Source organism: Mesorhizobium sp. M0800 (assembly GCF_040320095.1).
Classification (GTDB): Bacteria; Pseudomonadota; Alphaproteobacteria; order Rhizobiales; family Rhizobiaceae; genus Mesorhizobium.
The window spans coordinates 1-13,070 of record NZ_JAMYOZ010000008.1; the positions used below are offsets into that span (position 1 = coordinate 1).

13 protein-coding genes are annotated in these 13,070 nt (G+C 61.4%); 4 read left to right on the forward strand and 9 right to left on the reverse strand.

Annotated features, from left to right (window positions below; all coding sequences use genetic code 11):
* The 7 genes from NKI18_RS33385 to NKI18_RS12545 form a co-directional block, all read right to left on the reverse strand.
* Positions 1-120, reverse strand: a 120-nt coding sequence (locus NKI18_RS33385; protein WP_502900692.1) for a DUF6959 family protein, incomplete at its 3' end; no start/stop codon positions are given.
* Positions 121-270: 150 nt separating this feature from the next.
* Entirely contained in the window at positions 271-780 is a 510-nt protein-coding gene (locus NKI18_RS12520) for a hypothetical protein (protein WP_352622095.1), read from the reverse strand.
* A 198-nt stretch (positions 781-978) separates the two neighbouring features.
* Positions 979-1,386, reverse strand: coding sequence for a nuclear transport factor 2 family protein (locus NKI18_RS12525; protein WP_352622093.1), 408 nt, complete (start codon positions 1,384-1,386; stop codon positions 979-981).
* Between the two features lie 13 nt (positions 1,387-1,399).
* On the reverse strand, positions 1,400-2,044 hold the full coding sequence (locus NKI18_RS12530) for a carbonic anhydrase (protein WP_352480025.1): 645 nt from the start codon (positions 2,042-2,044) through the stop codon (positions 1,400-1,402).
* A 169-nt stretch (positions 2,045-2,213) separates the two neighbouring features.
* Entirely contained in the window at positions 2,214-3,239 is a 1,026-nt protein-coding gene (locus NKI18_RS12535) for a transporter (RefSeq protein ID WP_352622091.1), read from the reverse strand.
* Between the two features lie 86 nt (positions 3,240-3,325).
* Positions 3,326-4,930, reverse strand: coding sequence for an inorganic phosphate transporter (locus NKI18_RS12540; RefSeq protein ID WP_353019811.1), 1,605 nt, complete (start codon positions 4,928-4,930; stop codon positions 3,326-3,328).
* A 139-nt stretch (positions 4,931-5,069) separates the two neighbouring features.
* Positions 5,070-5,606, reverse strand: coding sequence for a TetR/AcrR family transcriptional regulator (locus NKI18_RS12545; RefSeq protein ID WP_352622087.1), 537 nt, complete (start codon positions 5,604-5,606; stop codon positions 5,070-5,072).
* Between the two features lie 151 nt (positions 5,607-5,757).
* Between NKI18_RS12545 and NKI18_RS12550 the strand changes: the two genes are divergently transcribed.
* Both NKI18_RS12550 and NKI18_RS12555 read left to right on the forward strand, forming a co-directional pair.
* A complete protein-coding gene (locus NKI18_RS12550; protein ID WP_502900691.1) occupies positions 5,758-7,035 on the forward strand; it encodes an efflux RND transporter periplasmic adaptor subunit in 1,278 nt (425 codons plus the stop codon).
* Positions 7,032-10,166 (forward strand): efflux RND transporter permease subunit, encoded by a 3,135-nt coding sequence (locus NKI18_RS12555; protein ID WP_353019813.1) that lies wholly within the window; start codon positions 7,032-7,034, stop codon positions 10,164-10,166. The genes NKI18_RS12550 and NKI18_RS12555 overlap by 4 nt, the downstream gene beginning before the upstream one ends.
* Positions 10,167-10,213: 47 nt before the next feature.
* On the opposite strand, the gene NKI18_RS12560 is transcribed toward NKI18_RS12555, so the two are convergent.
* Entirely contained in the window at positions 10,214-10,678 is a 465-nt protein-coding gene (locus NKI18_RS12560) for a L,D-transpeptidase (RefSeq protein WP_352458095.1), read from the reverse strand.
* Positions 10,679-11,277: 599 nt separating this feature from the next.
* On the opposite strand from NKI18_RS12560, the gene NKI18_RS12565 reads away from it, so the two are divergent.
* The gene (locus tag NKI18_RS12565) at positions 11,278-11,445 is read left to right on the forward strand and encodes a hypothetical protein (protein WP_023678150.1); all 168 of its coding nucleotides are present in this window, start codon (positions 11,278-11,280) and stop codon (positions 11,443-11,445) included.
* Between the two features lie 73 nt (positions 11,446-11,518).
* Here the strand turns inward: NKI18_RS12565 and NKI18_RS12570 are convergent, their stop codons facing one another.
* Positions 11,519-12,205, reverse strand: a complete 687-nt coding sequence (locus tag NKI18_RS12570; RefSeq protein WP_023678149.1) for a response regulator transcription factor — start codon at positions 12,203-12,205, stop codon at positions 11,519-11,521.
* 46 nt (positions 12,206-12,251) lie between these two features.
* Between NKI18_RS12570 and NKI18_RS12575 the strand changes: the two genes are divergently transcribed.
* Positions 12,252-13,031 carry a response regulator gene (locus NKI18_RS12575; RefSeq protein ID WP_198023578.1) on the forward strand — a complete coding sequence of 260 codons (780 nt, stop codon included), beginning with the start codon at positions 12,252-12,254 and terminating at the stop codon, positions 13,029-13,031.
* Positions 13,032-13,070: the final 39 nt, after the last annotated feature.

Genomic DNA, 13,070 nt, shown 5'->3' on the forward strand with positions numbered 1-13,070 from the left:
AAGGCTGTCACCCTGAACGAGAACGCCGGGGAAGGCCCGACCAGGATGCCGCATGACAGCGGCATTGGTCTTGTCCGATAGTATCTCGACGTTCTCGCTACGCCTCAGTGTCTCGCGGATCGGCTTGCTGCACCGTCAGAGCATGAGCCCGCTCACTCCGCAACCCTTTATGGGTTCACGACCTAATGCGTGCCCACGACTCGTATGCGAACCAGGATGCCCACTCGCGCGCAGCGCAGCAAAAAGTGCACTGTAACGGTAATTCCCAATCTATAATAATCTAAAATCCATGGTCTCGTTGTAAAATTCAGGCATCATTTCGTTTCCGAGATAGATGACGCTTCCGTGACTATTTCTAATTTTATTTAGGTTATATTTAGACAACTTGAAAATATGACTAAAGTATGCGTCGTATGTTTTCCTTATATCGCCTTCCGACCAGTCTAAATTATAATACATTCTGCCAGGCAACATTACATCGCCGCGCCACAGATTTATATCGTATTCAATTACCGGAGATAATCTTGAATTAACTTGCAAACATTTATTTTCAGCGTCACGCTCAAGGACTATGTTGTTTAAAAAATCCTTTGACGATATCAGTACTCTTCTGTTTTTAAAAGACCGTTCTTCTTCTCGGATGAGCTCCCAAAAAATGAGGGCATCGCCATCTTCGATGGACGGCTTGACGAATACTATATTCTCAACACCCTTGGACAAGGCATGGTTGAAAACGATTTCATCTCTGTGCGACAGGAAAAGATTGAATTGCTTGCCCATCATTGCCCTCCATCACATAAGATTTCGAATTCCGGTAACAGTGCACTTTTGCAGGGCGCGAGCGTCGTTGTGAGTGGATTGACCGCATGGCTTGTCGCATTGGCGTTCCCACCTGCGTAACAACGTGACGTGGACAGGTCCGAAATGAGGCCGGCAATTCCAGCGCCCATCCCCCGAGAAGCTCAAAACCAAATTTCGTCAGTAGCCGTCGCAGTTTTCGGCGATCGCGGCTTGCGAACTGGCGCTGATCTGGTCGTTGGCGATCACGAAAGTCTCCTGCATTAGCATGTCGTTGCTGGGAAAATCATAGCAGGCGATCACAGTGGTGACACCGCCCTCCGATTTCTCGATCCGATGGCGGATTTCGGCCCCGGCGACGGCGCCTTGCCACTCGGCGATCGAGGCGATGAATTCCTGCTTGCTTTGCACGACGCCGAGGTCGTCGAGCTTGATGCGGACGTTGTCGGCGAGCAGGTCCGACAATTCGCTGCGGTCGGCGACGAGGAGTGCCGAATACCAGCGGTCTATGATCGCGCTATCGTCGGCGCGGGCGACATTTGCCGAGCACAGCAGTGCCGCCGCCGCGAACGCGAACCGAGCTCGCATTATGCCTCGTCTCCTACTCCGTCTCCGGCCGCTCGAAATCGCCTGTGTCCTTGTTCATCACCCAAAGCTCGCCGGTCGAAATATCGAACCAGGCACCGTGCAGCGACAGTCGCCCCTTGCCTTCGAGGATCGAGACGCAAGGGAAGGTACGCAGATTGGCTATGGAATAGCGGATCGAGATGCGCTCCAGCGCCGTCTGGCGCTCGGTCGCGGTCATGAAGGTGCTGGACGATACGGTCTCGGCCGCAGGCGCGATCAGGCTCATCCACTTGCCGATGAAATCGCCCGGCGACAAGGGTGCGGCCGTGGTGTCGAGTGCCGCGCGGATGCCGCCGCAGCGGCCGTGGCCCATCACCACGATGTTCTTGACCTTGAGGCTCTGCACGGCAAATTCGAGCGCCGCCGATGTCGAGTGGAACTGATCGTCGGGCGCATACGGCGGCACCAGATTGCCGACATTGCGCAGCACGAACAGCTCGCCGGGCCCGGCATCGAAGATCGCTTCGGGCGCGGCCCGCGAATCGCAGCAGGCGACGATCATCGTTTCCGGTGCCTGGCCCTCCCGCGCCAGCGAGCGATAACGGCCGCTTTCGGTGAGATAGCGGCCGCTCATGAAACTGCGGTAGCCGGTGAGAAGATGCTCGGGAAGATGGGGCATGGGCAGCGGTGGAAGCCTTTCCGGGTTGAAGGCAGCTCGGTTCAATCCCGAAAGGCTCTAGCGCATCGGCCCGAAAATCGGAACCGATTTTCGGAAGGCGGGATGGCGTGGTTTCGACGTGCCAGCCCGTATTTTGACACAGGTGAACGAACGCCGCCATTAATCGGCCTCAGAACCGCAGATTGGCGCCGGCGCGCAGTAGAAGCCAGTAGAACAGGCCGGTCGCGCCAACCGCCAGCAGCATCGCCAGGAAGAAGCCGCTGGGACTCTCGGCAAATGGCAGTCCGCCTGTGTTCATGCCGAAAATGCCGACGATCAGCGTTCCTGGCAAAAGCAGCGCGCTCATCACCGCCAGCGCCTTGAGGCTACGGTTCGATTCGTCGGCAAGCTCAGCCGCAAGCTCCTCCTGCAGCAGCCTTGCCCGGTCGTTGATCATGACGACCTCGCGGTCGAGCCGTTCAAGGCGCGCAGCAAGCCGGCGCAGAACTTCATGTGCGCCGGCGGAAAGGTTCCAGGCGGAACGGTCTTCATCCTGGAAAAGCGCTGCCAGGGCCGAGATCGGCCGATGCAGGGATACGGCAAGGCGGCGCACATCCTTCAGCTGCCGTCTTTCGTCGGCAAGCCGCTCGGTCACGAGATGATCCTCGACTGCATCCAGCCGCTTCGTTGCCGCGGCGAGCCGCAGGCTGGTGGTCTTGCAAAAAGCCATGACCAGCGTTTCGAACAGCTCGAATGCCGTGGCCGGCCGCAGCCCCGCGGCAAGGGCCGTGTGCACTTCCTCCACTGCCGCCAGCGGATGCCGGCGGCCGGTGACCAGCAGCCGTTCCGAGACCGCAAAATGCAATCTGCCGATGGTCGTCGACTGATGGGCGATCTCGCCATGCAGATCGGCCGAAATGCCGTGGACGACGCCATTCTCATGCGCCAGCACTAGGCTGTCCTCATGTCCTTCGAGGATTGCATGAGCCGACGCCGGCAGCGCGCAGGCATGGCTGACCCAGGAATGGGCGCGCCGGTCGACAAGGTCGACATGCAGCCAGACCCAGCCGCCCGCTGAGGCCAGCGCGGCCTCTATGTCTCGGGGCGCCAGCGGTTCGGGAGCTTTGCCGGGAGCGGCATGATAGGCCCAGACCAGCCCGGGAGCATGATGCTGGTCGTCCGCGGCAAGCAATGTCAGATGCGATGCGTCATTCATGGCCGCCGCCGAAACGATGCACGTTCAGGTGATCCGGGCGGCGCCGGGGCCGGTGCCGCGACATTCTGGTCAAACCCTGCCCCCGCTCAGAACACCTGGCGGAAGATGACGAACAACACGAAGGCAAGACAGATGGAGACCGGAAGGGTCAGTATCCAGGCCATCAGCATGTTGCGCACCGTCGACCATTGCAGGCCCGAGCCGTTCGCCGCCATGGTGCCGGCAACGCCCGAGGACAGCACATGGGTGGTCGAGACCGGCAGGCCGAGATAGTCGGCCGATGCGATCGTCGCCATCGCGACAAGCTCGGCGGACGCACCCTGACCGTAGGTCAAATGGCTTTTGCCGATCTTCTCGCCGACGGTGACGACGATGCGCTTCCAGCCGACCATGGTGCCGAGGCCGAGCGCCAGCGCGATGGCGACCTTGACCCAGAGCGGGATGAACTTCGTCGCGTTGTCGACCGCCTTATGGTAGGTCGTCACCGCCTTCAGGTCGTCTGCCTCCATCGGCAGCAGCTTCTTCTTGTCGATCAGCTTCAGCGCTTCACCGATAAGATAGATGTTGTTGCGGGCGTTGCTGACCAGCGTTGTCGGCAGCTTTTCCACGGACGGATAGGGCGACAACATGGCGCTGGTGTCGTGGATGAAGCTCCGCAGGGCAGGCGTGGTCTCGTCCTTCCAGGTCTTGGTGCGAACAGCGTCGCCGACCACGGTTGCCGCATCGGTCACGGCGACGCCGGGCTTGACGTATTTGCCGAGTACCGTTTCGACCTGCGTCGCCGCCGATTTGTAAGCTTCGAGATAGTTCACGTCCGGTGTGCGGTTGAGCGCGAAGGCGGTCGGCACGACGCCGATCAGGATGAGCATGATGAGGCCCATGCCCTTTTGCCCGTCATTGGAGCCGTGGGCAAAGCTGACGCCGGTGCAGGTGAAAATAAGCAGCGCCCGAATCCACAGCGGCGGCGGCGCGCTCGACTTGGGCGCCTCGTAGAGCTCGCGGTTCCTGACCAGCAGCTTCATCACCAGAAGCAGCAGTGCAGCCAGGCCAAAACCGACCAGCGGCGAGATCAGGAGCGACAGGCCGACATTGGATGCCTGCGACCAGTCGACGCCGCTGGTGACGGAGCCGGCCGGGGCCATGAACTGGTTGGCGAGACCGACGCCGATGATCGAACCGATCAGCGTGTGCGAGCTCGAGGCCGGCAGGCCGAGATACCAGGTTCCGAGGTTCCACATGATCGCTGCGACCAGCAGCGCGAAGACCATGGCTAGCCCCGCGCTCGATCCGACCTGAAGGATCAATTCGACCGGCAGCAGCGATATGATGCCGAAGGCGACCGCCCCGCTGGCGGTAAGCACGCCGAGGAAGTTGAAGAAGCCGGACCACATCACTGCAAGCTCGGCCGGCATGGAATGCGTGTAGATCACCGTTGCCACCGCATTGGCAGTGTCGTGAAAACCGTTGACGAATTCGAAGCCGAGCGCGATCAGCAGCGCCAGCCCAAGCAGGATCCACGGCACCGCGACGGTGCTGGTCAGGTCCTGGCTGAGCGCGTAGCCGACATAGGCAAGGCCGCCCAGAATGATGGCGGCAAAGGCCGGCAGAAACCATTTACCGGTGCCGTTTGGCCGGTCAAGCGGATGCTCCGGCCTTGGAATTCCTGCCTCGCTTGAAACAATATCGACCACACCCCACTCCTCCTGCGTTGCAGCAAAGAATGGGAGAACGCTATGTCGGCACGATGAAGGCTGTGTGACGGCGGGCACTTTGGGTTGACGCAAACGGGCGATCGAAGCGAGCGAGGCAACTGAACCCAGCCGGCGTAGACTATTCCGCGATGTCCAGCAGGGTCGATATCAGCAGCCGGCGCTCTTCGGTGGAGAGAATGTCCGAACCGAACAGGTTCATGCTGCGAAGCCCTTCGATGGCGAGATAGCAGACCAGCAGCGCCCTAAGGTTCGGCGTTTCCTGCTTCAGCCGCTCGAATAGCTGCCGCCTGAACGATTTTATCGGCGTCAGGAAATCGGGATCCTCGGCAATCGCCGAAAATATCCAGGAGGCCGACGGTTTCGATTCCTCGGCATGCTCGGCCGAAAGCTTGATGTAAGTTGCAAGCGAGCTTTCGCCGCTGATGCCAGCGGTGCGGGCGGACTCCAGCGCCTGCTCGAAGGCGCGCAGGTAATCCTCCACCAGCGCCTGCATCAATTTCGCCTTAGTTGGGAAATTGTAGAGAAGACCTCCCTTCGACACGCCGGCACGGCTGGCGACCGCATCCAACGACAGGCTGCCAGGACCCGTCTCGCGCGCCACGGCGGCGGCGGCGGCGAGAATCTTCTCGCGCGAATTTGCTCTGCGGGTCTTCATCAAGCGTTCCCCCTTTCATTAGCTTAGGTGGAATTGACAAGACCGTCCAGACGGTACAGTAAGATCGCCGTCATTTGAAATTGGGACCAGTCACAGGTATGTGTTCCGGTCGTCCGACCGTTATGCTGGGCCGTGGCCGAGGGGACTGTTCGTGATCAAGCGCTTCATCATCGCCTTCATTCTGCTCGTGCTGGTGTGCGGCGGCATCGTCGGGTTCAACCTGTTTCACGAGATGGCAACCAAACAGTTTTTCGCCACCATGAAGCCGCCGGCCGCGACCGTGTCGACAGTCATCGTCAAACCGATGTCCTGGACGCCCGGCATCGAGGCAATCGGTACGGTCAGTGCCGTACGCGGCGTCGACCTCACCGTCGAAACCGCGGGCATCGTCAAGGACATCCTGTTCCATGCCAATCAGAAGGTCGCCGCCAACGCCGTGCTGCTGCAGCTCGACGATGAAGTCGAGCGAGCCGACCTCGTGGCATCGAAGGCGCAAGCCACATCCGACCAGACGACGCTGATGCGCGCGCTTGAGCTGCAGAAGCGCGGGGTCGGCACCGACGCTACGCTCGACACGGCGCAGGCAGCAGCATCGGTCTCCGCAGCGCAGGTAAACAAGCTGCAAGCGGTGCTCGACCAAAAGCAGTTGACGGCCCCTTTCAAGGGTACCGTCGGTATTCCGAAAATCGACATTGGCCAGTATCTCACACCCGGCACCGCCGTGGTGACCTTGCAGGACATGGACACGATGCGTGTCGATTTCACCGTCCCGGAGCAGCAGCTTCCGCAGCTGAAGATCGGACAGACGGTGCGGTTGGGCGTCGGCGGCGGCGACATGCCGTTCACCGGCAGCATCCGCGGTATCGATCCGAAGATCGACCCGACGAGCCGGCTGGTGACGGTGAGGGCGGAGGTCGGCAATCCCGAAGGCAAGCTGACGCCCGGTCAGTTCGTCCAGGTGCGCGTCGAACTGCCCGAGGAGAACGACGTGCTGGCGTTGCCGCAGACGGCGTTGACCTCCAGTCTGTACGGCGACTTCGTCTTCGTGGTGCGCCCGGCCAAATCCGCCGAAGCCAACGGCGCGGCGCCCGAGGCAAAGCCGGAAGAAAAGCCGGCTGCAGATGCTGCCAAGCCCGCGGCCGAAGCACCCGCGGCAAAACCCGACGAAAAGCCGGCTGCTACCCCAGCCAAACCGGCAGAGGAGGCCAAGCCGGCAGCGGAAGAACAGAAGCCGCAGCTCGTGCTCGCCCAGGTGTTCGTCAAGCCAGGCCGCCGCAACGCCGGCCTGGTCGAGATCCTGGAGGGCATCGCGCCCGGCGACGAAGTCGTTACCGCCGGCCAGAACCGGCTCTCCAACGGCATGTCCGTTGCCGTCGACAACACGATCGATCCGAGCAAGCCGGGGAACCAGCAGGCAGCCCAGCAATGAGCTTTTCCGACCTCTTCATCCGCCGCCCGGTCCTTTCGACCGTGCTTGCCTGCATGATCCTGCTTCTGGGTTTCCAAGGCATCTTCAACCTTTCGATCCGGCAGTATCCAGAGGTTGAAGAAACGGCCATCACCATCACCACGGCCTATCCCGGCGCCAGCGCCGACCTGATCCAGGGGTTCATTTCCGCGCCGATCGCGCGTGCCGTCGCGTCGACCGAAAACATCGATTATGTCACGTCGGCGAGCCGGCCGTCATCCAGCACCGTGACAGTGCAGATGAAACTCGGCTCCGACCCCGACGTGGCGCTGAACGAAGTCTTGTCGAAGGTCCAGAGCGTGCGCGGCGATCTGCCGGACGAAACCAAAGACCCGGTGATCGTCAAGGGCACCGGCCAGCAGTTCGCGATGATGTACATCTCGATGCAGAACCCGAACATGACGCCGGAACAACTCACCGAATATATCGAGCGCGTCGTGCGGCCGCGTATCTCGACGGTCGAAGGTGTTGCCGACGTGCAGATTTTCGGCGCCGCCGAATACTCGATGCGTGTCTGGATCGACCCGATCAAACTGGCGGCCCGCGGCGTGACGGCGGCGGAAGTGCTGACCGCCATCAACGAATCGAATTTCCTCTCCGCGCCCGGCGATACCGAAAACGAATATGTGGCTTCCTCGATCACGGTTCGCTCGACCCTGCAGACGCCGGAGGCTTTCGCTGCCCTTCCGCTCCGCTCGAAGGACGGCAATGTGGTGAGACTGCGCGACGTGGCCCGCGTCGAGCTCGCCGCGGCGAACACCGACACCAGGGTCACCTTCAACGGCAAGCCCGGCATCTTTCTCGCCATCTTTCCGACGCCGGCCGCCAATCCGCTGACCACCGCGGCGGCAATCCACAAGATCGTGCCGACCATCCAGGAGACGCTGCCGCAAGGCATGACGATGGAGATCGTCTACGATTCAACCGAGCAGATCAGTGCGTCGATCGAGGAGGTGTTCAAGACCATCGGCGAGGCGGTCGCCATCGTCATCGTCGTCATCCTGCTCTTCCTCGGCTCGTTCCGCTCGGTGCTGATGCCGATCGTGACCATTCCGCTGTCGCTGATCGGCGTCTGTTTCCTGCTGTTTTCGGTGGGCTATTCGATCAATCTTTTGTCGTTGCTGGCCATGGTGCTGGCGATCGGCCTCGTCGTCGACGATGCCATCGTGGTGGTGGAAAACATCCACCGCCACATGGAGGAAGACGGCTTGTCACCGATGCAGGCAGCCTTCAACGGCATGCGGGAGATCTCTTCCGCCGTCGTCGCCATGACGATAACGCTGGCCGCCGTGTTCGCGCCGCTGGCCTTCACCGGCGGCCTGACCGGCGCGCTGTTTCGCGAATTCGCGGTGACGCTTGCCGGCTCGGTGGTGCTTTCGGGTGTCGTCGCCCTCACCATCACACCGATGATGTCGGCACGTATCCTGAGGTCCGGCTCGCACAGCCGCTTTCAGCGCATTGTCGACAATACGTTCGGGCGCTTCGAACACATCTATGAGCGGCTGGTCACCGGTTCGTTGAACTATCGCCCGGTGACGCTGATGATCGTCCTCGCGCTGGTCGCCACGACCGGTTTCATGTTCACCAAGACCGCGAGCGAACTGGCGCCGGAAGAAGACCAAGGCTTCTTGCTGTCTATTGTGAACGCGCCGCGCTATGCGACCTCGGACTACACCGAGACCTATGTGAACCAGATTCTCGGGCTGGTGAATGATATCCCCGAAACCAGGGCGCGGTTCTCCGCCGTCGCGTTCCAAGGCCCGACGAACAGCGCTTTCGTCGGCTTTGCGTTCAAGGACTGGGCCGAGCGCGCGCGCAGCTCGAAGGAACTTCAGGAAGACATCACTGCCCGCCTTGCCAAGGTGGCAGGCGTCGATGCTTTCGTCTTCGCACCGCCGACGCTGCCCGGCTCGGGCGGCGGCCTGCCGATCACAATGGTGGTGCGCTCGACCGGCGAGGCCTCCCGAGTGTACGAGGCGGCCGAGGACATCAAGAACAAGGCGCAGGCCTCCGGTCGCTTCCTCGCCGTGCAGAATTCGATGTCCTACGACGCGCCGCAAGTGACGGTGACGATCGACCGCGACCGCGCCGCCGCGCTCAACCTGCCGGTCGCCGACATCGGCCGGACGCTGACGCTTCTGGTCGGTGGCGCCGAGGTGGCGCAGTTCGGCCGCGAATCCAACAGCTACGACATCATCCCGCAGGTGCCGCAGCAATTTCGCGACAATCCCGAAAAACTGGGCGAGTATTTCGTGCGCAGCGTGTCTGGCGAGATGGTGCCGCTCTCGGCGGTGGTGAAGATCTCGACCAACGCGTCGCCTGCTGTGATCGAGCAGTTCAATCAGTTGAATTCCGCAACAATTTCCGCCCTGCCGCTGCCTGGCGTCACCACCGGCGACGGTTTGAAAGCAATCGAGGATATCGCCAAGGAGAGCCTGCCGGACACTTTCTTTATCGATTATTCCGGCCAATCGCGCCAGGAGAAGGAACAGGGCAACACCATCCTGATCGCCTTCGCGGCGGCGGTGCTGGTCATATACCTGGTGTTGGCGGCGCAGTTCGAAAGCTTCCGCGATCCGCTGATCATCATGATGTCGGTGCCGCTGTCGATCTTCGGCGCCATATTGCCGCTCAACATGATTCCGAATCTCAATTTGATTTTCATGATCAGCGGCTTGCAGTTCAGCATTCCACCCGCGACGCTCAACATCTACACGCAGGTCGGCTTGATCACGCTGATCGGCCTCATCACCAAGCACGGCATCCTTCTGGTCGAGTTCGCCAACCAGCAGCGTGAAATGCACGGCATGCGGCGGCGCGATGCGATCATCGCCTCGGCCAGGGTGCGGCTGCGGCCGATCCTGATGACGACGGCGGCGATGGCGCTCGGCGTGGTGCCGCTGATCATCTCCAGCGGCGCGGGTGCCGCGGCACGCTATTCGATGGGCTTGGTGATCTTCACCGGCATCCTGGTCGGAACCATGTTCACGCTGTTCGTGGTGCCGATGTTCTACACCTTTATCGCCAGCAAGGACCTGCCGCATCACGCTGAAAAGCCGGATCCGAACCTGATGCCGGTAATGCCGGATTAGACTGTACTAATTTCCGGCCCTTTCCTGGGAGCGACGAGAAGCATCGCTCATTTAACGATGACGATGCTGGTGTTGGCCGGGCCGAAGACCTCGACGAGCTGGTAGAAATCGGCGGCGTTGTCCGGATGCAGACGCACGCAGCCATGTGAGGCCGGCTGGCCGAGGCGCTTGATGGCGCTTGTCGCATGTACGGCGTAGCCGCCGCTGAAGAACACCGAATGCGGCATCGGGGCGTTGTCGTATTTCTTCGAGTACCACATTTCATGCATGCGGGTCGGCTTGAACGAACCGGTCGGCGTGACGTGCGTCCTGTCGCCGGTCGAGACCTTCCAGGCGAATGTCGGCCGGCCGTCGACCAGGATTTCCATGGTCTGCTGTGACAGTGATACACGCGCGACGATCTTGTTGGCGGCGGCGTGGGCTGCGCCGTTGCCGGCACTGACAAGCAAGGCAGTACCGGTGATGACGGCGGCGGCGATGTTGATGAGCTTGGCGGAAATGGCAGTGTACATGATGTCTCCCCTATTCTGCCGGTCGGGGCCGGCTCAATTCGATGACCGGCTTATCGGGGCGTCATGTTTCAAGCCGATTTCGCTAGATGCTCGTTTGTGTTTCGGTTCTGTTTCCCTGGTTAACAGAAAAGGTCCGTGCAAAAGTAGCTTGCAGTTGCACGACGTCGTCATGACGGGGGCGTGTTTGCCTAGGCGGATCGGCAAACCGCGGCACGAATACGCGATTGCCTTTCGTTTGATAGGGATTCACCTGACTCCGAAACCGAGCTGCAACAAAGCGCAGCCTCGGCGGCATGATCCGGATACAGCGAACAGGCAAAGTTGACCTAACGAAAACAGCGGTCAACGAATGATCGGAAGCCAACACTGTTTTCGCTACGGTCTGGATTGGTCTGGACAGTTTCCAGCCTGCGCGTCGACCGGCTCAAGCCCCTCTGGCGGGGGCGGCTTAGGGCCGTTGAGGATGCGCGGCGCCTCCGGCAACTTGCAGCCGAGAGGACCGAAGGCCCGCGCCGCAACGGGGGGCTCCGCTGGCGGCGCGGGCGCTTCGGGGGTTCCCCTGAAGTGCCCGTAAATTCCAATTTTGAGGAACGAACAGGATGAAAACGAAATTCGCCGCTTCCATGCTTTCCGCGCTGCTTTACGTGCAGGGGCTGCTCGGCATTGCCGGCCTCGCCACCGTCCTGCTGAAGGAACGTGCCCATGCCGGCGAGGTCAGCACGAACAGTGACATGCTGTCCGGCCCGTCGCTTCTCGTGGTGCGCTGAAGAGCATCGGACCCCAAAGTGGAACGGTTTTGGGAAAATCGATGCTCAAGACAAAAGGGTGGCCGTCCTGCCTTCAATCGGTGAATTGCGTGGGCGGATCGAACCGGTAGCCCGCACCCCGTATGGTGGTGATGGTTTCGGTATCGAGCTTGCGACGCAGCCGCACGATGCGCGAATCGATCGACCGATCGAAGGCTTCGGCATTTTCGGCGGGCGCGGCGGCGATGATGTCGTCCCGCGTCAGCACCTTGCGCGGGCTGGCCAGGAACAGCCTGAGCAGCGCCACCTGCCCGGGGGACAGCTGTTCTTCCGTGCCCGAGCGGTGCATGACGATGGCCGATCGGAGATCGACGGTCGCGTTCTCCAGCACGATCAGTTCCCCGGCGCTCCTGCCGCGCCGAGCCAGAAGGCCGCCTACGCGAGCGGCAAGCTCCCTGACATTGAGCGGGCTTTCGACGACGTCGGCGGCGCCGAGTTCGAGCGCCAGAACCTTGTCGACCAGATCGGCCGGGCGGCAGATCAGGATGAAATCCGGTCCACCTTCGCCGCCATGTCGCCTGAGCAGGTCGCGCCCCTCTGCCTGGCTGACGCTGTCGCCGACAACCACGACATCGATTCCCTTTTCCGAAAGCAGCGATTCGGCCTCCCACGGCTGTCGCGCCGCGCGGACGTCATGACCGCGCCGCTCGAGATGATCGGCGAGATCGGTCGCAATTACTTCAGCGACGGAAACAAGCGCGATAACGGATCGTGCAGCCATGTTTTTCTACCCCGCATACGGCAACCCAAGAAGAGTGCTGGACATCATGTTTATACCCAATCTACTTTCCGCTGAAAGCGGGAGCGAAAGCATCGTGCGGGCACGAATTGTCATTGTCGAGGACGAGCCCGACCTGAGGGATGCGGTCGCCGAGTATCTCGGCGCCAGCGGCTATGATGTGGCCACGGCCGAAAGTGCGGCGGCGGCGCGCGACCTTTTGGAAACCCAGTCCTTCCATCTGGCCATTCTCGACATTGCCATGCCGGGCGAGGACGGCCTGTCGCTCGGCCGCTGGATGCGGTCGAAAATGCCGATCGGCATCATCTATGCGACGGCGGCCGGTACCGCGCTGGACCGCATCGTCGGACTGGAGCTCGGCGCTGACGACTACATCGTCAAGCCTTACGAATTGCGCGAAGTGCTGGCCAGGGTGCGCAGCGTGCTGCGCCGCGTTCCGGAGCCGACCGAGCCACAAAAGGCCAAGGCTGAAACATCCGGCGGCCGCCGGTCCGTGAGCTTCGGACCCTTTCACGCCGATCTCGACGGCAGGCTCGTCACCGGCGCCAACGGCGCGGTCATCGACATGGCCAAGAGCGAGTTCGACGTGCTGGAGGTGTTCCTGACGCGCGCCAACCGGCTGTTGACGCGGGCGGCGATCTCCGAGGCGATCGGTTTCGTCGAGGACCCGGAGTCGTCCCGCGCCGTCGACATCCGCATCATGCGGCTGAGAAAGAAGATCGAGGCGGATCCGGCCAATCCGAAATTCCTGCGCACGGTGCGCGGCGAAGGCTATATCTTCTCGCTGCCAGTCGGGGAAAACAACTAAGGCCCGGCGGCTTGAGCAAGCCACGGCCAGGAAATGACG

What these genes read in the sequence shown, in the direction of transcription:
- NKI18_RS12555 (WP_353019813.1), top strand. Translation starts at nt 7,032, where the DNA reads ATGAGCTTTTCCGACCTCTTCATCCGCCGCCCGGTCCTTTCGACCGTG.
- NKI18_RS12545 (WP_352622087.1), bottom strand. Translation starts at nt 5,606, where the DNA reads ATGAAGACCCGCAGAGCAAATTCGCGCGAGAAGATTCTCGCCGCCGCC.
- NKI18_RS12525 (WP_352622093.1), bottom strand. Translation starts at nt 1,386, where the DNA reads ATGCGAGCTCGGTTCGCGTTCGCGGCGGCGGCACTGCTGTGCTCGGCA.
- NKI18_RS12520 (WP_352622095.1), bottom strand. Translation starts at nt 780, where the DNA reads ATGGGCAAGCAATTCAATCTTTTCCTGTCGCACAGAGATGAAATCGTT.
- NKI18_RS12530 (WP_352480025.1), bottom strand. Translation starts at nt 2,044, where the DNA reads ATGCCCCATCTTCCCGAGCATCTTCTCACCGGCTACCGCAGTTTCATG.
- NKI18_RS12535 (WP_352622091.1), bottom strand. Translation starts at nt 3,239, where the DNA reads ATGAATGACGCATCGCATCTGACATTGCTTGCCGCGGACGACCAGCAT.
- NKI18_RS12570 (WP_023678149.1), bottom strand. Translation starts at nt 12,205, where the DNA reads ATGGCTGCACGATCCGTTATCGCGCTTGTTTCCGTCGCTGAAGTAATT.
- NKI18_RS12565 (WP_023678150.1), top strand. Translation starts at nt 11,278, where the DNA reads ATGAAAACGAAATTCGCCGCTTCCATGCTTTCCGCGCTGCTTTACGTG.
- NKI18_RS12560 (WP_352458095.1), bottom strand. Translation starts at nt 10,678, where the DNA reads ATGTACACTGCCATTTCCGCCAAGCTCATCAACATCGCCGCCGCCGTC.
- NKI18_RS12575 (WP_198023578.1), top strand. Translation starts at nt 12,252, where the DNA reads ATGTTTATACCCAATCTACTTTCCGCTGAAAGCGGGAGCGAAAGCATC.